The sequence below is a fragment of the Caenispirillum salinarum AK4 genome (assembly GCF_000315795.1).
GTDB lineage: Bacteria > Pseudomonadota > Alphaproteobacteria > Rhodospirillales > Rhodospirillaceae > Caenispirillum > Caenispirillum salinarum.
Map to the genome: position 1 here is coordinate 110,268 of NZ_ANHY01000003.1, position 19,519 is coordinate 129,786.

Sequence of the window (19,519 nt, forward strand, 5' to 3'; positions counted from 1 at the left end):
TTGGCCCGGTCAGTCAGCGGGCAGGTGTTCCGGCGGTGCGTCGACCCCCTCCAGATCAGCGGCCGTGGGCGTGCGGACCGGCAGGCGCACGCGGAAGGTGCTGCCGTTCTCGCCGTCGCTTTCCGCTTCGATGGTGCCGCCGTGACCTTCCACGATCCCCTTGCAGATGGCAAGGCCGAGGCCGGTGCCGGCCACCACCCGGTCGCGCGAGTAGACGCGGAAGAACTTGTCGAAAATGCGCGCGCAGTGCTCCGCCGGAATGCCGATGCCTTCGTCGGTGATCTCGATGACGATCCATCCGTCCTCGGCATGTCCGCGGATGGTGATGGTCGAGCCCACGGGCGAGTATTTCACCGCGTTGTCGATCAGGTTCATCAGCACGTGCTCCATGAGCACGAAATCCACCTGGAACAGCGGCAGCATGGGCGGAATGTCCAGCGCCACGTGCACCTTTTCAAGCCGCCCCTCCATGCGCTCCAGCGTCGTGCCCACCAGGTCGTCCAGGTCGGTCCACTGCGGCTTGGGGACGGTGGCGCCGGCTTCCAGCTTGGTCATCTGCAGCAGGTTGCCGACGAAGCGGTTGAGGCGTTCGGCCTCTTCCAGCACGGTCTTGAGAAGGTCGCGCTGCACGTCCTCGGAATAGGACCGGCCGTAGGTCAGCAGGCTGCTCGTTGACCCGATGATGGAGGCCAGCGGCGTGCGCAGGTCGTGGCTCAGCGACGACAGGAGGGCCGAGCGCATGGACTCGGTCTCGGCCACCACGCGCACCGTTTCCACCTCGCGGTTCAGGTGCATGCGCTCCACCGCCACGGCGGAGAACCCGGCCAGGCTGTCGAGCTGGCGGCGGAAGCTGGCGCGGCGCAGGATCATGGGGTCGGCGGCCTCCACCACCAGAACGCCGATGACGCCGCCGCCCGTGCGCAGGGGCTGGAACAGGTAGCCGGCGTTGCTGTGGACGGTGGTGCCGCGCCCGGCGGGCTCGCCGTAGCGGCGCACCCACGAGGCGATGCGCCAGGCTTCCTCGTCCAGCGTGCCGCCCTCGGGCCAGGCGGCGCACAGTTCCTCGGCCTCCTCGTCCGATCCCGTGGGGCCGGGATCGGCCTCGGCCACCATGCGCCGGGGCAGCAGGATCATCACGTTGACGTTCAACAGGTCGCGCATCTGCGCCGAGATGGCAGACATCACCTTGGCGGGGTCGGAGGTGGCGGCGATCTCGCGCGACAGGTGGTAGAGCGCGCCGGTGTGCCGCTCGCGCCGCCGCGCCGCCTGGGCCTGGTCGTGCAGGCGCCCGGCCAGGTTGGCGGCGATGGCGGCCAGGACCAGGTAGATGGCAAGCTGGAATATCTGCTCCGGCCTGTCGGGCGTGAGGGCGAACTGGGGCTCGACGAAGAAGAAGTTGAACATCGCCAGCCCCAGCACCGACGTGAACAGGGCCGAGGCGAACCCGTAGGCGGTGGCGGCGTAGACCACCGCCATCAGCATGATTATGGACAGGCTTTCCGCCGGCAGCAGGGGGTCCAGCACCTTGATCAGTCCGGCGGCCATGCAGGCGGCGACGGCGCCGGCCAGGTATTCGTGGAACCACGGCCGCCCCTCGTCGATGCGCCAGGGCAGGGCGAAGGCGTCCACGGTCATTTCCGGCCCGGGGACGATGTGCACGCCCAGGTTCCGAAAGCGCTCCAGCAGCTGGTCGGCGAAGGGGCGCCGCCACAGCCGGCGCAGGCCGCGCACCGGCGGCCGGGCGACCACCACCTCGGTGATGCGGTGGGTGCGGATGAATTCGCTGACTTCCTCGAGCAGGTCCGGCCCGCCCAGCGGCACCACCTCGGCCCCCAGGTGATCGGCCAGGTGCAGGCTTTCCGTCACCTCGCGCTGGATGGCCTGGGGCAGGCGATGGTTCCAGGCGGTGTCCACATAGGCGACGAACCACGCCGCGCCGTTGCGGTCGGCCAGGCGGTGGCCGTCCTGCACCAGGCGCTCGGGCCGGCCGACGTCGGACAGCAGCACCAGGATGCGCGGCGGCGGCTCCGGCTCCACGGCCGGCGTCTCGGCGTCCACGCCCGCGCCTTCCGACCACTGTTCCAGCGACTGGCGGTGCACGTGCCGCGCGGTGACGCCGATGGCGGTCTCGCGCAGCAGCGTCAGGCAGTCGACGGCGTAGATGGGGGCCAGCGTCTCGTAGTCGTCGTCCGAGAGCATGAGGCTGCGGCTCTCGAACCGCTCGGCCAGGTCCTCGGGCGCGGCGTCGACCAGTTCGATCTGGTCGGCCTTCTCCAGCAGGGTTTCGGGCAGGCTGTCCTCGCGCGGGATCAGCGCCAGCACGCCGATGCGGTCGCGCGCCCCGTCCAGGTGCGCCGCCGACAGGGCGCAGTAGACGTCGATGCCGCGGTCCAGGATCGCGTCGATGGGCGAGCTTGCGCCGGTGTCCAGCCGGGCGATCTGGCGGTTGATGCCGCGCAGGCCCTTGATGACCACCACGTCGGGGTCGTGGCGCAGCAGGTCGTCGGGATTGTCGCAGCGCACGATCATCGCGTCGCTGTCCTGGATTTCCGCCGGCAGGTCGCGCAGGTCGCCGGGCATGAGAAGACCGATGACCGGCCGTTGGGCGCGGTCGGGCGCCTCGCGGCGCAGGCGGTGGATGGTGTCGATGTGGGCCGCCAGCACCGTCGGCACGGTCGCGGCGCCCGGCGCTACGCCCAGGAACAGCTTGAGGCGCCCGCGGCGGCCGGCATGATCCTCCTCCAGCGCCGCGGCGGCGGCAGCCGGGCCGTGGTGGCCAGTGTCGTCCCGCGGCCCCCGCTCGTCCGCAGCCGGCGACGCCGCGGCGAACGGCGGCGAGGCCGGGCGCGGCGGCTCGTGGGCGCCGATGGCGGCGGGGCGGCTGTCCTGCGGGCGCTCGGTTGTCATGCCTCGATGGTCCGGCGGCTTGCGATGGTCACGGCGGTGTCGGCCTCGTCCTCTTCAACGCGCGAGGGGGTGGGATCGGGCAGGTCCAGGTCCGCCACCACCGGCAGGTGATCGGAGGCCTGGCGTGCGAGGGGCGATTTGTGGGCGCGCACCGGCCCGGCGAAGGTGTCCGGCACCGTCCAGATCCGGTCCAGCGCCAGGAACGGCAGGTGCGCCGGAAAGCTGGCGGGCGACAGGCGGCAGCCGAAACGCGGCCCCAGGTGCCGCAGCGCCGCGATGTCGGGCCACCAGCTGTTGAAGTCGCCCATGATGACGGCCGGCGCATCGCCGCGCGCGGCCATCAGGTCGCCCAGTGTGGCATGCTGGCGCGCCCGTTCCCAGACCCTCAGGCCCAGATGGGTGGTGATGACGCGCAGCCGCTGTCCGTGCACCGACAGGTCGGCGACCACGGCGCCGCGCGGCTCGTAGGGCGCGATGGACAGGTCGACGCGGCGCACGCCCAGCGCCGGCCACCGGGTCAGCAGCACGTTGCCGAAGCGGCTCTCCCGCAGGATCACGTTGGGCCCGGCGATGGCCGTCATGCCCGTCGCTTCGGCCAGATAGGAGAACTGGTCGGGCACCCCGTCCAGGTCGGGCTTGGCGGCGACCTCCTGCAGCCCCACCACGTCGGCGCCCGTCTCCAGGATCACCTCGGCGATGCGCGCGGGATCGTAGCCCCGGTCGTTGCCGATGCAGGAATGGATGTTGTAGGTGGCGACGCGCAGGCGCATGGCGGCTTTCCGTTCTCCTGTCCGCTATCCGCGTCCGGCCCGGTCGCGGGCCTTCTGGCGGCGCGAGACCAGCCGCTGAAGTCCGACGCTGACCAGGAACCACAGCACCAGGCACCCCACCAGCACGATGATGCGCGCCGGCGTCGGATCCTGGATCAGGCCCATGATGCTCGACCCCAGCAGGGTCATCACCGCGATCCCCGGCAGCATGCCGAGCAGCGTCCCCAGGATATAGTCGCGAAAGCGCACATGGCTGGCGCCCGAAACCAGATTGATGATGAGAAACGGCGCCACGGGCGCCACCCGCAGGAACACCACCGCCACGATGCCGCGCCGGCCCAGTGCCTCGCTCAGGCGGTTGACGGTGGCGCCGGCGTAGCGGCGCACCAGCCGCTTGCCCAGCAGGTGACCCAGGCCGAAGCTGATCACCGCCGACAGGATGGCGCCCGAACTGGCGTAGACGAACCCCATCACCGGCCCGAAGACCATGGCGGTCACGGTGATCAGCACGGTGATGGGAAAGGCCGCCAGTCCGAGGGCAACGTATCCGCCCAGAACGGCCAGCGGAGTCCACGGCAGACCGCGCAGGGCGACCGCCTTGTCGTAGAAGACGCGGGGGTCCAGCCCTTCCCGCAGCGGCGTCAGCTCCCACAGAGCGACGACGGCGGCGATGACGGCAACGATGAAAAAGCCGGTCCACAGATGCCGCGACAGGGGCTTGCGCGACGGCCCGACGGGCGGCTCGGGCACCTGCTCGGCCAGGAAGCGATCCAGGTCGATGGGTTCTTCCGGGTCGCCGATGCGGTTGAGCAGGGCCACGCCCTCGTTGGGTTCGGCCAGGCTGGCGTCCACGGGAACCAGGGTCCGCGCCGGGTTGCGCTCCGTCAGCGCGTCGACGGCCTTCACCAGCGACCCGCCGGATTCGACCAGCGCGCCGGCGACGGCCTCGCGCGGGCAGCCCAGGTGTTCGGCCAGCAGGCCGTCGCGCCAGCGCGCCAGCGCGTCGCGGTCCTCCTGCCGCGTGGCTTCGACGGTGGTGTTGGTTTCGGTGTCGAGGCCCATGGAGCGGTTGGCCAGGTTGGCGCTGCCGATGGTCATGACGCGGTCGTCGACGATCATCAGCTTGCTGTGCACCTTGACGTCGTGGCTTTCGCCGGCGTCGTCGCGGATGACGGGCGCGAGCAGGCGGATGCGGTCGCCGGCGCCGGTTTCCGCCAGACGCGCCATGAAGGTGGCGCGGCCGACGCCCATGGTGGTTTCCTCCAGCCAGTCCATGGCGGTGCGCGGGCCGACCATGACCACTTCCAGATCCGGGGTCTCGCGCAGGCGGCGGACCAGGGCATCGGCGACGCAATCGGCCGTCAGGTACTGGTTTTCGATATAGAGCGTGCGTTCGGCGCCTTCGATGGCGGCGCAGTACAGGTCGCAGACCTCGCGCACGGCGTCCCACCGCTTGCCGGCGGGTCGGGTGCGGCTGATGCCCACGGAGACGGATCGCAGGCGCGGCGGCAGGTCGTCCGGCCACAGCCGCCGCCCGGCGGTGCGCGGAACCGGATGCAGCCGCCGGCCGGTGGCGTGGTGCCAGCGTTCCCGCGCCAGATCGCCCAGTGCCCGTGCCGCGGCGCCGTCCACCATGAGGGCGGCATCATGCACGGGCGGATAGGCCTCGCCGCCCGGGTCGCGCCGGCGCGGGTCGTCCAGGCGGTGTTCCGGCGTGTCCCAGCGGCGAATGGTCACGTCCATGCCGCCGCAGAAGGCCAGGGCGTCGTCGATCACCACAACCTTCTCGTGGTGGCTGGCCTCCATGGGCAGGCTGTCGTCCAGGTGCAGGTGGACGCGGTCCGGCGTCGTCCAGCCGAGCGTGACGGTGGGCAGGGGCTCGCGGTCGAGCGCATAGAGAAGCGTGTAGTCCCACAGCAGCACGTGGACGTTAAGGTCGGGCCGATGCTCCACCAGCCACGTGAGCAACTCGCGCAGCAGGCGGGGGGCGTCGTCGCCGGGCTCGGGACCGCCTTCGGGACCGACCACATCGGTGCGGCCGTCCACGTCCCATCCCACCAGCAGCACCTGGCGCTCCGCCCTGAGCAGGGCCCGGCGCAGCTCGCGGAAGTAGGCGGCCGCGTCCACCAGCAAGGCCGCGCGGTCCGCCGTCTCCACGCGCCATGCGACGCCCGGCCGGTCCAGGAGGCGCGGCGCGGCGGCGGGCGATTGGCTCATGGGCTGGGGCGAGGCGGGATCGGCTGCTGGCAAGGTCTGGTCCGTCAGGGCGGCGTCCTTCCGCTGGGGGCGCGAGTGTTGCACGGCGGAGGGCCGCGCCGACGTGGCACGTCGCGATAATCCCGGCGGCGCGGACCCCCTCTGAACCTGAACAACGTTCTTCCGCAGTACAAGGTTGCGGATGATGGTGCGTCGGCCACGGCTGCCCGCAGTGAAGGCAGTTGCCTCAATCCGCGCTCAAAATATAGGCATGTCTTGGCGTGTGCTCAAGGAAAGAGCAGCGCCACCAGCGCCCGGGCGGTTGGCACGGCATCTGCATCCTCCTGACCGTGCCTTGCACGAATAGCATCCGCAGCCATCGGCGGGTGCCGGGCAAGTAGGGCATGGGGCTTCACGAACGGGGAGAGACCGGCGTCAGACCGGCCTCCCCGTTTTCCTTTTCGCGGCGGCGGTGCGGCGGTGGTATGGGAATGCGATGGTTTTCATCGCGCCCGCCCAGCCCCAGGATGCTCCCGCCATCGCCGCCGTGCATGTGGCGGCGTGGCGCGCGGCCTATGCCGGCATCGTGCCGCAGGTCGTCCTCGACAGTCTGTCCGAGGTCCAGCGCACCGCCCAGTGGCGTCGCATTCTCGCGGCCGAGGCCGGCTGGACGCTCGTGGCGCGCGACGGCGGGCGCGGCGGACCGGTGGTGGGCTTCGTGCAGGGCGGCGCGTTGCGGGACGGCGACGCCGGCCCCGGCGACGGCGAGGTCGGCGGCCTCTACCTGCGGCCGGACCGCCGGGGTCGCGGGCTCGGCCGGGCGCTCATGGCGGCGGCGGTGAAGCGGCTGGCGGCGGACGGCATGGCGCGGCTGTTCGTCTGGGTGCTGGCCGACAACCGCCCGGCGCGCGCCTTCTATGCACACCTCGGCGGCGTCCCTGACCGCACCCAGCACGACACCATCGGCGGCAAGCGCCTGCGCGAGGTGCGTTACCGCTGGGATGGCCTGCCGCGCCTCTGACGTCCGGCCGCAGCCGCCGGTCCTCAGTCCAGTTGGAAGGTGAGCGTCTTCAGGTAGGCGCTTTCCGGCAGGGCCGGGTGCACGGGGTGGTCGGCGCCGGCGAAGCCCGTGTGCAGCAGGCGGCCGTCGCGCCCGGCCTGGTGCAGCCCGCGGGTGACTTCCTCCTGGAAACGGTCGAGCGGCATGTGGTGGCTGCACGATCCGCACAGGATCACGCCGCCCGGCTCGACCAGGCCCGCGCCCAGGCGCGCCATCTTGCGGTAGCCCTTGGCGGCCTGCGCCTGATCGCGCTTGGATTTGGCGAAGGCGGGCGGATCGCAGACGACGACGCCGAACCGCTCTCCGGCGGCGGCCAGGCGCTGCATCTCGCCGAAGGCCTCGGCCTGGGTGGTCTTCACGCGGTCGGCGAAGCCGTTGCGCGCCGCCGCCTCGGCCGCAAGCGCCAGCGGACGCTCGGCGCGGTCCACCAGCGTCACCTCGGCCGCGCCCGCGGCGGCGCAGGCCAGGCCGAAGCCCCCGGCATAGGAATAGACGTCGATGCAGCGGCGATCCTTCGCCAGGTTCGCGACAAAGGCGCGGTTGGGCCGCTGGTCGTAAAACCAGCCGGTCTTCTGTCCCGTAGTGACATCAGCCAGATAGGTGACGCCGTTCTCGGTCAGGGCCACCGGTCCCTCGACGGCGCCGAGCGCCACCGTCTGCTCCTGCGGCAGGGTTTCGAGCGCCCGGGCCGGCGTGTCGTTGCGCAGAACCACGGCGGAGGGTGCGAAGGCCTCCGTCAGCGCCTCGACCACCAGCGGCGTCAGGCGGTCCATCCCGGCCGTGTTGGCCTGGACCGAGAAGACGTCGCCGTAGCGGTCGACAATCAGCCCCGGCAGGCCGTCGGCCTCGGAATGAACCAGGCGGTAGTGGGGCGTGCCGTAGAGCCTGTCGCGCAGGGCGGCGGCAGCGGCGAGTCGCCGCTTGATCAGCCCGGTGTCGACGGTCGCGCGCCAGTCGCGGTCGAGCAGCCGGGCGCAGATCAGGGAGTGCGGGTTGAAGGTGGCGACGCCCAGGCGCTCGTCGCCGGCATCGACCACGGTCACCAGCGTGCCAGGCGGCAGGGCCTTGGCCTCGGCGGTCATCTCCACCTCGTTGGAGAACAGCCACGGCCCGCCCTGGCGCAGGCGGCGGGCTCGCCCCTTCTGGATGCGCAGGTGCGGGCGGCTTTCCGGGGTGTCGACGGTGGGCAGGGTATCGGTCATGGGGCGTCCTGGACAGAAGCTGAGCCGGGGCGACGGCGGGCCCGCGTGCAACGCCGCCCGCATGATCGCGGCAGGATTGCGGCAGAGGCCGTCTTTTGGCTGGAAAATTTGTGGCATTTGCTATAGATGAAAGTCCGGCTGTCAAAAGGCCGGACCCCGTCGTGCGTGATGTTTTTGCAGATCGCGGGCGGCGGGGCAACGGTCGGAAACACGCCGACCGGCGCGGGTGACGCGGAAACCCGAAGGGGAGCCTCCTCGGAGGCAGGGGTTCCGGCCGATCTCGTGCCGCGTGCCATCCGCACCGGATGGGGAAGAATGTTCTGGTCGATCAAGGAGGGGTCATGACCCAAGCGACCACGGCGTCCAACGCCCAGTCCGCGGCGACGCCTTACAATGAAGGTGTCATCCGCAACTTCGTCATTGCGGCGATGTTCTGGGGCGTGGTGGGCTTTCTGGCGGGCGATTTCATCGCCTGGCAGTTGGCCTTCCCGGCTCTGAACTTCGATCTTGAGTGGACGACCTTCGGGCGTCTGCGCCCGGTCCACACGTCGGCGGTGATTTTCGCCTTCGGCGGCAACATCCTGATCGGCTCGTCGCTTTATATCGTGCAGCGCACCTGCCGCACCGGCCTGTACGGCGGCGCCGCGCTCGGCAACTTCGTCTTCTGGGGCTACCAGGCGTTCATCGTCATGGCGGCGCTGGGCTACGTGCTCGGCATCACCCAGGGCAAGGAATACGCCGAGCCGGAGTGGTTCGTCGATCTGTGGCTGACCGTCGTTTGGGTCGCCTACCTGACCACGTTCGTCGGCACGCTGATCAAGCGTCGCGAGCCGCACATCTACGTGGCCAACTGGTTCCTGCTGGCGTTCATCGTCACGGTGGCCATGCTGCACCTGGGCAACGGCCTCGCCGTGCCGGTCAGCTTCTTCGGCGCCAAGTCCTACACCCTGTACTCGGGCGTCCAGGACGCCATGACGCAGTGGTGGTACGGTCACAACGCGGTGGGCTTCTTCCTGACCGCCGGCTTCCTGGGCATGATGTACTACTTCATTCCCAAGCGCGCCGAGCGTCCGGTTTATTCCTACCGCCTGTCGATCGTGCACTTCTGGGCCCTGATCTTCCTGTACATCTGGGCCGGTCCGCACCACCTGCACTACACCGCGCTGCCCGACTGGACGCAGACGCTGGGCATGGTGTTCTCGGTGATGCTGTGGATGCCCTCGTGGGGCGGCATGATCAACGGCATCATGACCCTGTCGGGTGCCTGGGAAAAGCTGCGCACCGACCCGGTCATGCGCTTCCTGGTGACCTCGGTCGCGTTCTACGGCATGTCGACCTTCGAAGGTCCGATGATGTCGGTGAAGGCGGTGAACTCGCTGTCGCACTACACCGACTGGACCGTCGGCCACGTGCACTCGGGTGCCCTGGGCTGGGTGGCCTTCGTGTCCTTCGGCGCGATGTACTACCTGTTCCCGGTCCTGTGGAAGCGCTCGCAGCTCTACAGCATGCGCCTGGTCAGCTATCACTTCTGGATCGCCACCATCGGCATCGTGCTCTACATCACCGCGATGTGGATCTCGGGCATCATGCAGGGCCTGATGTGGCGCGCCTATGATGAGCTGGGCTTCCTGCAGTACTCGTTCATCGAGACCGTGGAGGCCATGCACCCCTACTACGTGATCCGCGCCTTCGGCGGTCTGCTGTTCGTGATTGGCGGCCTGATCATGGCCTACAACATGTACCGCACCATCAAGGGTGACGTGCGCACCGAGCGTCCCTACGAGGCGCCGGAAGCCGTCGCCGGCGCCCAGCAGTAAGGGGTAGGCTGACATGTCTCTGATCAAGCAACACGAGAAGATCGAGAAGAACGTCCTGCTTCTGACGCTGGGCATCTTCCTGACGATCATCATCGGCGGCATCGTGGAGATCGTTCCGCTGTTCTCGATCCAGAACACGATCGAGAAGGTGGACGGTGTCCGCCCCTACAGCCCGCTGGAGCTGCAGGGCCGCAACATCTACATCCGTGAAGGCTGCTACAACTGTCACAGCCAGATGATCCGTCCGTTCCGCGACGAGGTGGAGCGGTACGGTCATTACTCGCTGGCCGCGGAGTCGAAGTACGACCACCCGTTCCAGTGGGGCTCCAAGCGCACCGGTCCCGACCTGGCGCGCGTGGGCGGCAAGTACTCCAACGAGTGGCACACCCGTCACATGATCGACCCGCGGTCGGTCGTGCCGGAATCGATCATGCCGGGCTACCCGCACCTGATCGAAACGCCGCTCGAGTACGACGACATGGCCGACCACCTGCGTACCCTGCGCATCGTGGGCGTCCCCTACACCGATGACCAGATCGAGAACGCCGTCGCGCACCTGGAAGCCCAGGCCAACGGTGATCTGGACGCGGTGACGGAGGCCTATCCCAAGGCCGTGGGCGGCGACCTCGACGGCAACCCCGACATGATCACGGAAATGGACGCCCTGGTGGCCTACCTGCAGATGCTGGGCACCCTGGTCGACTTCTCCGAGTTCGATGCCGGCGAAGCCAACGCGTATCGGTAAGGCAAGGATCTGATGCTGGAAGACCTGCATAACCTGAGCGACTTCCTGCGCCAGTTCTGGGGCCTATGGCTGATGATTCTCTTCCTGGGGGTGGTGTTCTTCGCCTTCCGTCCCAAGAACAAGGGCCGGTTCGAGGACGACAAGAACATCATCTTCCGGGAAGATGACGACAAGGAGCAGTGAAATGGCGGGAACCCCTGAAAAGGACGCCATTACCGGCCAGCATACCACTGGCCACGAATGGGACGGCATCCGCGAGCTGAACACGCCGCTGCCCAAGTGGTGGGTGTACGTGTTCTGGGCGACGGTGATCTTCTCGATCGGCTACGTCTTCGCCTACCCGGCGATTCCGCTGACCAACAGCGCCACCGGCGGCCTTCTGGGCTACAGCTCCCGTGCCGAGCTGGAGACCGACCTGGTGGCGGCGCGCGCCGAGCACGCCGACAAGCTGGAGGCCATCAAGACCTCGTCCCTGGACGAGATCGTGGCCGACACCAACCTGCGCAACTACGCCATGGCGGGTGGCCAGGTGGTGTTCAAGGAAAACTGCGCGCCGTGCCACCAGTCGGGTGGCGCCGGCCAGTTCGGCTATCCCACCCTCGCCGATGACGAGTGGATCTGGGGCGGCACGCTGGACGAGATCTACACCACCCTGCAGCACGGCATCCGCTGGGATCAGGACGCGGACACGCGCCTGTCCGAGATGCCGGCCTTCGGCGCCATGGAGATCCTGAGCGACTCCGAGATCGACGCGGTCACCGACTACGTCGTGTCGCTGGCGTCGGGCAACCCCGAGCAGGGCACCGAGGGTGCCACCCTCTACGAAGAGCAGTGCGCGGCGTGCCACGGCTTCGAGGGTGAGGGCCAGCAGGTTCTGGGCGCGCCGCCGCTCAACAACCAGCTGTGGCTGTACTCCGGCGACCGGGATGCCGTGGAGGCTCAGATCTACGAGCCCAAGCACGGCGTCATGCCGGCCTGGGGCGGCCGCCTCGACGAGGAGGAGATCAAGCAGGTGACCGTTTACGTCCACTCGCTGGGCGGCGGTCAGTAAGCCTGATCTTCCGGTTGCTTTGGGCGCAGGGCCCGATTGCCTCGGCAGTCGGGCCCTGCGTCTTTTCAACGCCCGCCCGCGCCGCCGCGGCAGCACAGGCGGGGCAAGCGTGGGCCGCATGGTTGCCGCGGCCGCCATGGCCCTAGCACGAGTAGACCTTTAGGTCCTTGACGAATCGCTTATACAGGCGCATTTAGGGTCCCGAAGTCGCCCGCCCGAACGGGTCGGTTTCCCCGCCGCAGCGGCGTTTCGGACGCGGTCCATTGACCGATGTCATTTCAACCGCCGTACGATCGGTGGCATGAAGAAGCACCGGCTTCCGTGCCGCGGCGGGAGATGCCAAGGGGCGTCGAACCGTGGGCCCGCACCCGCGGGCCGCCGGCAGGGGAGACGGTCGAGCACAGCCACACCGCATACGACACATCGCAGCCGGTCCGGCCGCCGCGTACCGCGCGCGCGTGCATGGCCGACATGCGGTTGATCCGGTTGCCGGTGTGGCCTGCCCGGATTATCCCTATGGTCGCCGACTGGTGTGGGGCCAAGCGGCGCAGTCTTGAGAGAGAGGTCGCGATACCATGGCGGTAGCGAACGAGGTTGCGGAGAAGGCGCGCAAGCCTTCCCGTCCGTCGGGCAAGAAGCCGGAAGAAACGCAGAAGTCCTCGCTGTACGCGGCGTACGAGAAGATATACCCGCGCGCGATTCAGGGGACGTTCCGGAATCTGAAATGGATCGCCATGATCGTGCTTCTTGGCATCTATTTCATCGGTCCCTGGATTCCCTGGGACCGTGCGGGCGACACGCCCGACCAAGCCATCCTCATGGACCTGGCCGGCCGCCGCGGCTATTTCTTCTGGGTCGAGATCTGGCCGCAGGAGGTCTACTACCTGACCGGCGTGCTGATCCTGGGGTCCATCGGCCTGTTCTTCGTCACCGCGCTTCTGGGCCGCGTGTGGTGCGGCTTCACCTGCATTCAAACGGTGTTCACCGACCTGTTCGTGTGGGTGGAAAAGAAGCTTGAGGGCGACCGCAACAAGCGCATGAAGTTCGACAAGAGCCGGATGACCGCGCGCAAGTTCGGCATCAAGACGCTCAAGATCACCATCTGGGCCGCCATCTCCATCGCGACTGCCTGGACCTGGATGATCTACTTCAATCCGGCGTGGGAAACCTCGGTCGAGATCGCCACCGGCAGTGCCTCGCTGGGCATCTACGGCTTCCTGGCCATGATCGCCGGCGTGACCTTCCTGCTGGCCGGCTGGGCGCGCGAGCAGGTGTGCATCTACATGTGCCCGTGGCCGCGCTTCCAGGCCGCCATGTTCGACGAGGACAGCCTGGTCGTCACCTACGAGAAGTGGCGCGGCGAGCCCCGCGGTTTCGCCAAGAAGGGCGAGTCCTTCCAGGACCGCGGCCATTGCGTGGACTGCACCATGTGCGTCCAGGTGTGCCCCACCGGCATCGACATCCGCAACGGCAGCCAGCTGGCGTGCATCGGCTGCGGCCTGTGCATCGATGCCTGCAACCAGATCATGGACCGCTTCAACCTGCCGCGCGGCCTGATCACCTACGACAGCACCAACAACCAGGTGGCCCGCGCCAGGGGCGAGCCGACCAAGTACCGCTTCGTCCGCGCCCGCACCATCATCTATGCGGTGCTGATGGTGATCGTGACCGCGGTCATGGTATACGGCCTGTCCACCCGCGCGACCACCGAGATCAACGTGCTGCACGAGCGCAGCCCGCTGTACGTGCCGCTGTCCGACGGCCAGATCCGCAACGGCTACACCTTCAAGGTGCTCAACATGCAGCCGGGCGACCAGACCTATACGCTGGACACCCAGGGCATCGAGGGGGCGACGCTGGACGTGGTCGGCTACACCGACGGGCCCGTAGACTCGGTGCAGCTGCCGGTGAAGGGCGATTCTGTGGGCACGTTCCGCATCTACGTCACGGCGCCGCCGGCGGCGCTGGAGGGCTCCTCGACCGAACTGGAGTTCGTCCTGACCAATCAGGCGAGCGGTGAGGTCATGGAGTATGATACGCTCTTCGCCGGTCCCGGGGCGCGCTGATGCGCGCCCCGACGGGGCCTGGCTCGAGAGGCAGGAGCATCGTTTCGACATGAGCATGACCGGCAACACGCCCCGGCCCAGCGGCTGGTGGTATCCCTATATCTTCGTCGCCGCCTTCATGGTGGTCGTCGGGGTGAACGGGGCGCTGGCCTATTTCGCCACCAGCACCTTCAACGGGCTGGAAACCCGCAACGCCTACGAAAAGGGCCGGCTGTACAACCAGACCCTGGCCGAGGCCGAGGCCCAGAAGGCCCTGGGGTGGACGGTGGGGCTCCGGGCCGAGCAGACGACCAAGGACCGTCCGGGCGACTACCCGGCGGACCTGATGATCTCCGCCACCGGCCCCGACGGCGAGGGGCTGGAGGGCCTGGAGGTCTTTGCAGAAATCCGCCGGCCCACGAAGGCCGGCATGGATCAGGAGGTCCGCCTGACCCGCCGCGACACTGGCCGCTACGGTACGAAGATCGTCCTGCCCGAGCCCGGCCAGTGGGAAGTTCGCGTGCTGGCGCGCAAGGGTGACGACACCTTCCGCCTGCACGACCGCATCTTCGTGAAGTGACGAGCACCGGCGCCGCCGGCCGGCGCCCCCGGCGTCCGGCCCGGCGGCGTTCGCCTTCGTTTTCTGGACCATGACCGTCATGACCGGCCAGCTCGCCGAATGCAGGCACTGCGGTACGCCGGTCCCGCCGCGTTCGCCGGCGGGACCGGATTTCTGCTGCCGCGGATGTCAGGCCGCCTTTGGCCTCATCAACGGCATGGGCCTCGAGTCCTATTACCGCAAGCGCTGCATCGACCCCGATGCACGGCCGCTCAAGCCCGAGGACGAGGCGCTCGCCACCGACTTCTCGGCCCATGTCCATGTCGAGGACGACGGCACCCGGACCCTGCACCTGATGGTGGAGGGGCTGCACTGCGCCGCCTGCGTGTGGCTGATCGAGACCGTGCTGAACCGCCAGCCGGGCGTGCGCAACGCGCGCGTGAACATGACCACGCGCCGCCTCACCCTGCGCTGGGACCCGGCGGAGACGGGCTCCGACAGCCCTAACGGCCTGATCGAGCCGGTGCTTCAGGTGGGCTACCGCCTCGTCCCCTACGATCCCGAGGCGCTCGGCCGCGAGGGCGCCAAGGCCGACCGCGAGCTTCTGCGCGCCATGGCCGTGGCCGGCTTCGCGGCCGGCAACGTCATGCTGTTTTCCGTCAGCGTGTGGTCCGGCGCGGAAATGACCTGGGCCACCCGCGACCTGATGCACTGGCTGTCGGCGCTGATCGCCGTGCCGGCGGTGTTGTATGCCGGGCGGCCGTTCTTCCGCTCCGCTTTGACGGCGCTGCGGGCCCGGCGCACCAACATGGACGTGCCCATCTCGCTCGGCGTGCTGCTGGCGACGGGCATGAGCCTCGTGCAGGTCATCAACAGCGCCGAGCACGCCTACTTCGACGCCTCGGTGATGCTGCTGTTCTTCCTGCTGGTGGGCCGCTACCTGGACCACCGGGCGCGAGGCCGGGCGCGGTCGGCCGCCGAGCACCTTCTGGCCCTGGGGTCCGGCTCGGTCACGGTGCTGGAGGCCGACGGCACGCGCCGCCTTCTGCCGCCGGCCAAGGTGGCCCCGGGCATGGCCATCCTGGTCGCCGCCGGCGAGCGCGTGGGCGTCGACGGCACCGTGACGGACGGCCGCTCCGACCTGGACACCAGCCTGATCACCGGCGAGACGGTGCCCCAGAGCGTCGCGCCCGGCGACCGCGCCTTCGCCGGCACCGTCAACCTGTCGGGCCCGCTGCGGCTGATCGTGGACGCCGTCGGCGAGCGCACCCTGCTGGCCGAAATCGTCCGCATGATGGAAGTGGCCGAGCAGGGTCGCGCCAAATACGTGGCGCTGGCCGACCGCGTGGCGCGCTGGTACGCGCCGGTGGTGCACCTGGCGGCGCTGGGAACCTTCCTCGGCTGGTACCTGGGCGTGGGCGCGCCGTGGCAGCAGAGCCTGCTGACCGCCATCGCTGTGCTGATCATCACCTGCCCGTGCGCGCTGGCGCTGGCCGTGCCCGTGGTGCAGGTCATCGCGTCGGGGCGGCTGCTGCGCGGCGGCATCCTGATCAAGACCGCCACGGCGCTGGAGCGGTTGAACGGGTGCGACACCATCGTCTTCGACAAGACCGGCACCCTGACGCTCGGCCATCCCGACCTGCTGACGGAGGGAGCGGCCTGGACCCGCGCCGACCTGGACCTTGCGGCGAGCCTGGCCGCAGCCTCCCGCCATCCGCTGGCGCGGGCGCTGGCGGCCCGGTCCGACGCGCCGGTGGCCGACGGCGTGGAGGAAGTGCCGGGCCGCGGCCTGCGGCTTTCCACCGCGGGCGGCGAGGTGCGGCTGGGCAGCCGCGTCTTCTGCGGAGTCGACGGCGCCACCGCCTGGGCGACGTCGGCCGATGCGGCGCCGGGACCGGAGTTGTGGCTGGCCCGCCCGGGTGTCGCGCCGGTGCCCTTCCTGTTCGTCGATGCACCGCGCCCGGATGCCGCCGCGGTGGTGGCGGACCTGGCGCGCCGTGGCTACCGCCTGGAGCTGCTGTCCGGCGACCGCGAGCCCGCCGTGCGATCCGTGGCCGAGGCGCTGGGGATCGCGACCTGGCGCGCCGCCTGCACGCCGGCGGACAAGTGCGCCCGGCTGGAGGCGCTGCGGGACGAGGGCGCGCGCGTGCTGATGGTCGGCGACGGTCTCAACGACGCGCCGGCCCTGGCGGCGGCGGATGCGTCCGTTTCGCCTTCGACCGCAGTGGACGTCAGCCAGACCGCCGCCGACGTGGTCTTCCAGGGCCAGCGCCTGGGTCCGGTGCTGGAGGTGCTGGACACGGCCCGGCGCGCCGACCGTCTTGTGAAGCAGAATTTCGGCCTGGCCCTGCTTTACAATGTCTTCACCATACCGCTCGCCGTCGGCGGCTTCGTGACGCCGCTGATCGCCGCGCTGGCCATGTCGTCGTCGTCGGTTGTGGTGATCACCAACGCCCTGCGCCTCTCGCGCAAGGGGCGGTGACGCACTAGTTTCCGATCAGGCGCGGCCGCACCTGGGGCTCCAGGTCCGGGCCAGCGACTCGGTCCGCCGCAGACACAGAGGGTTCCATGGACAGTCTCCTGATGCTCATCCCCATCGCCCTGCTCCTGGGCCTGGTCGGCCTGGGGACCTTCCTGTGGGCGCTGAAGTCGGGGCAGTTCGAGGACCTGGACGGGGCCGCCAACCGCATCCTGTTCGAGGAAGACGACATGGCCCCGCCGCCGCCGGCCGAAACGGACCGTGCGCAGCCGCCGGAGCAGGGCCACAAGAAGGGTTGACCGGCGTTTCCCTTTGTCGACGGGCGCGCGTGTTGTAAAACGTCGCCCAACCCGCGCCGCCGACCCGTGCCAGATCAACAGGAGGACGTTCCTTGAGCGCGCAGACCAGCCTGAAGCGCGTCACCGTGCGTGATGTCGCCGCCTGCAAGGGCAAGGACCCGCTTGTCGTGCTCACCTGCTACACCGCGCCCATGGCGCAGGTGCTGGATGAGCATGTGGACATGCTGCTGGTCGGCGACAGCCTGGGCATGGTGGTCTACGGCATGGACACGACCCTGGGCGTGACCGTCGACATGATGATCAATCACGGTCAGGCGGTCATGCGGGGCTCGCGCAAGGCGATGGTCATCGTCGACCTGCCCTTCGGCTCCTACGGTGAAAGCCCGGCGCAGGCCTACCGCAACGCTGCGCGCATCCTCAAGGAGACGGGCGCCGCCGCCGTCAAGCTGGAGGGCGGCGCGGAAATGGCCGAGACGGTGCGCTTCCTCACCCAGCGCGGGGTGCCGGTGATGGGTCACGTCGGCCTCAAGCCGCAGATGGTGCACGCCACCGGCGGTTTCCGGGCGCAGGGCCGCACCGAGGCGGAAGCGAAACAGATCCTGGCCGATGCCAAGGCGATCGCGGAGGCCGGCGCGTTCTCGCTGGTCGTGGAAGGCACCTGGGAAGGTGTGGCGCGCGAGGTGACGGAGGCTGTCGGCTGCCCCACCATCGGCATCGGCGCGTCCGCCACCTGCGACGGGCAGGTGCTGGTGACGGAGGACGTCATGGGCCTGTTCAGCGACTTCACGCCCAAGTTCGTCAAGAAGTACGCGCAGTTGAACGAGCAGATTTCCGAGGCGGCGGGCAAGTACGCCGCGGACGTGCGCGCCCGCCGGTTCCCGGGCCCGGAGCACTGCTTCGGCATGCCCAAGCTGCGCGACGTGAAGGAGGGCTGAGGGCGATGACCACCGAGGCCACCTCCGGCGCCGGCCGGCACGCGCGCGGTCCGCATACCGTGTCAACTGTGGCGGACCTGCGCGCCCAGGTGCAGGCCTGGCGCGGTGAGGGCCTCCGGGTGGCCCTGGTGCCCACCATGGGGGCGCTGCACGAGGGCCACATGTCGTTGATCCGCCGCGCCAAGATGCTGGCGGACAGGGTGGTGGTGTCGGTCTTCGTCAATCCCACCCAGTTCGGCCCCAACGAGGATTTCGGACGCTACCCGCGCCAGTTGGAGCAGGACCGTTTCAAGATCGGCATGGCCGGCGGCCATCTGGTCTATGCCCCGACGGTCGAGGAAATGTATCCCGCCGGCTTCGCCACCACTATCAGCGTCTCCGGCGTGTCGTCGGGCCTGTGCGGCGATGCCCGGCCCGGCCATTTCGACGGCGTGGCGACGGTGGTGTGCAAGCTGCTGCTGCAGGCGCTGCCCGACGTGGCGATCTTCGGTGAGAAGGACTGGCAGCAGCTGGCCGTCATCCGCCGCATGGCGACGGACCTGAACGTGCCGGTATCCATCGAGGGTGCGCCCATCGTGCGCGAAATGGACGGTCTGGCCATGTCGTCGCGCAACGCCTACCTGACCGACGACGAGCGCGCCGTCGCCAACCACCTTTACAAGACCTTGAAGCAGATCGCCGACGACATCGACGAAGGCGTCGACGTCGGCCAGGCCTGCGCCTGGGGCATGGGCGAGTTGGGCCGCAAGGGCTTCGCGGCGGTGGACTACCTGGAAGTCCGCGACGCCGAGACGCTGGAGCCGGTGGACACGGTCACCCGCCCCGCCCGCGTGCTGGCGGCGGCGTTCCTCGGCAAGACGCGGCTGATCGACAACGTCGCCTGCGGCGTGAAGGGCTGACCCCACTGAACGCGGGGAGCGCGAGGGGCCCGCGTCGGGTTCCCCCGCGCCCTTTTTCCTACTTTTATACGCCTCGATGATTGATCATCGAGGCTGCGTTCATTCGCCACGCAGGCTCACGCGCCGTAAGGCGCGGCGGCCAGTCGGCCTTGCCGGACGACGAGTGCGCGATTTCCGGTGTCGTCCGGTATTACTTCCCGATCAGCGGCAGCACCGACTCGGGCGGGCGGCCGAGGGCGGCCTTCGCATCATCCACCACCACGATGGGCCGCTCGATCACCTTGGGGTGGGTGACCATGCCGGCGATGATCTCGGCTTCCGTCAGCGCCGGGTCGTCGAGCCCCGCTTCCTTCGCCTCTTTCTTGCGCAGCAGCTCGCGGGCCGGGATGCCCAGCAGGTCCAGGATCTTGCGCAGGTCGGCTGCGGTCGGCGGGGTTTCCAGGTAGGCCACCACGTTGGGCTCCACGCCGTTCTCCTGCAGCAGCGCCAGCGTCTGGCGTGACTTGGAGCACCGCGGGTTGTGATATATGGTCACGTCCATGTCTGACGGCTCCG

The 19,519-nt window shown here is 69.1% G+C and carries 16 protein-coding genes; 11 read left to right on the forward strand and 5 right to left on the reverse strand.

Going from position 1 to position 19,519, the window contains the following annotated elements; genetic code table 11:
- Nucleotides 1–9: 9 nt before the first annotated feature.
- Genes C882_RS01950 through C882_RS01960 form a run of 3 tightly spaced genes read right to left on the reverse strand, consistent with a single transcriptional unit; the run spans nucleotide 10 to nucleotide 5,894 of the window.
- Entirely contained in the window at nucleotides 10–2,907 is a 2,898-nt protein-coding gene (locus tag C882_RS01950; protein ID WP_009538846.1) for an ATP-binding protein, read from the reverse strand.
- On the reverse strand, nucleotides 2,904–3,677 hold the full coding sequence (locus C882_RS01955; protein ID WP_009538847.1) for an endonuclease/exonuclease/phosphatase family protein: 774 nt from the start codon (nucleotides 3,675–3,677) through the stop codon (nucleotides 2,904–2,906). Before C882_RS01955 ends, C882_RS01950 begins: the two co-directional genes overlap by 4 nt.
- Before the next feature lie 24 nt (nucleotides 3,678–3,701).
- Complete coding sequence (locus C882_RS01960; RefSeq protein ID WP_043643053.1) at nucleotides 3,702–5,894, reverse strand: VTT domain-containing protein; 2,193 nt, start codon at nucleotides 5,892–5,894, stop codon at nucleotides 3,702–3,704.
- Between the two features lie 475 nt (nucleotides 5,895–6,369).
- Here C882_RS01960 and C882_RS01965 point away from each other — a divergent pair, with 475 nt between their 5' ends.
- Entirely contained in the window at nucleotides 6,370–6,894 is a 525-nt protein-coding gene (locus C882_RS01965; RefSeq protein WP_009538850.1) for a GNAT family N-acetyltransferase, read from the forward strand.
- A 23-nt stretch (nucleotides 6,895–6,917) separates the two neighbouring features.
- Here C882_RS01965 and C882_RS01970 read toward each other — a convergent pair whose 3' ends face one another.
- Nucleotides 6,918–8,135, reverse strand: coding sequence for a class I SAM-dependent rRNA methyltransferase (locus C882_RS01970; protein ID WP_009538851.1), 1,218 nt, complete (start codon nucleotides 8,133–8,135; stop codon nucleotides 6,918–6,920).
- Nucleotides 8,136–8,476: 341 nt separating this feature from the next.
- Here C882_RS01970 and ccoN point away from each other — a divergent pair, with 341 nt between their 5' ends.
- From ccoN to panC, 10 genes are all read left to right on the forward strand, one after another.
- Nucleotides 8,477–9,952, forward strand: a complete 1,476-nt coding sequence (gene ccoN / locus C882_RS01975) for a cytochrome-c oxidase, cbb3-type subunit I (protein WP_009538853.1) — start codon at nucleotides 8,477–8,479, stop codon at nucleotides 9,950–9,952.
- Nucleotides 9,953–9,965: 13 nt separating this feature from the next.
- Entirely contained in the window at nucleotides 9,966–10,697 is a 732-nt protein-coding gene (gene ccoO / locus C882_RS01980; protein ID WP_009538854.1) for a cytochrome-c oxidase, cbb3-type subunit II, read from the forward strand.
- 12 nt (nucleotides 10,698–10,709) lie between these two features.
- Nucleotides 10,710–10,880: a cbb3-type cytochrome oxidase subunit 3 gene (locus tag C882_RS23780; RefSeq protein WP_009538855.1), complete on the forward strand. Its 171-nt coding sequence runs from the start codon at nucleotides 10,710–10,712 to the stop codon at nucleotides 10,878–10,880.
- Between the two features lies 1 nt (nucleotide 10,881).
- On the forward strand, nucleotides 10,882–11,748 hold the full coding sequence (gene ccoP, locus C882_RS01985; protein WP_009538856.1) for a cytochrome-c oxidase, cbb3-type subunit III: 867 nt from the start codon (nucleotides 10,882–10,884) through the stop codon (nucleotides 11,746–11,748).
- Between the two features lie 575 nt (nucleotides 11,749–12,323).
- Nucleotides 12,324–13,814, forward strand: a complete 1,491-nt coding sequence (gene ccoG, locus C882_RS01990; RefSeq protein WP_009538858.1) for a cytochrome c oxidase accessory protein CcoG — start codon at nucleotides 12,324–12,326, stop codon at nucleotides 13,812–13,814.
- A gap of 49 nt (nucleotides 13,815–13,863) precedes the next feature.
- Nucleotides 13,864–14,373: a FixH family protein gene (locus tag C882_RS01995; protein ID WP_009538859.1), complete on the forward strand. Its 510-nt coding sequence runs from the start codon at nucleotides 13,864–13,866 to the stop codon at nucleotides 14,371–14,373.
- A gap of 70 nt (nucleotides 14,374–14,443) precedes the next feature.
- Complete coding sequence (locus C882_RS02000; protein WP_009538860.1) at nucleotides 14,444–16,834, forward strand: heavy metal translocating P-type ATPase; 2,391 nt, start codon at nucleotides 14,444–14,446, stop codon at nucleotides 16,832–16,834.
- An 86-nt stretch (nucleotides 16,835–16,920) separates the two neighbouring features.
- Nucleotides 16,921–17,130 carry a cbb3-type cytochrome oxidase assembly protein CcoS gene (gene ccoS / locus C882_RS02005; RefSeq protein WP_009538861.1) on the forward strand — a complete coding sequence of 70 codons (210 nt, stop codon included), beginning with the start codon at nucleotides 16,921–16,923 and terminating at the stop codon, nucleotides 17,128–17,130.
- 92 nt (nucleotides 17,131–17,222) lie between these two features.
- Entirely contained in the window at nucleotides 17,223–18,065 is an 843-nt protein-coding gene (gene panB, locus C882_RS02010) for a 3-methyl-2-oxobutanoate hydroxymethyltransferase (RefSeq protein ID WP_009538862.1), read from the forward strand.
- Between the two features lie 5 nt (nucleotides 18,066–18,070).
- A complete protein-coding gene (gene panC, locus C882_RS02015; RefSeq protein ID WP_009538863.1) occupies nucleotides 18,071–18,964 on the forward strand; it encodes a pantoate--beta-alanine ligase in 894 nt (297 codons plus the stop codon).
- Between the two features lie 190 nt (nucleotides 18,965–19,154).
- Here panC and arsC read toward each other — a convergent pair whose 3' ends face one another.
- Nucleotides 19,155–19,505, reverse strand: coding sequence for an arsenate reductase (glutaredoxin) (arsC, locus tag C882_RS02020; protein WP_009538864.1), 351 nt, complete (start codon nucleotides 19,503–19,505; stop codon nucleotides 19,155–19,157).
- Nucleotides 19,506–19,519: the final 14 nt, after the last annotated feature.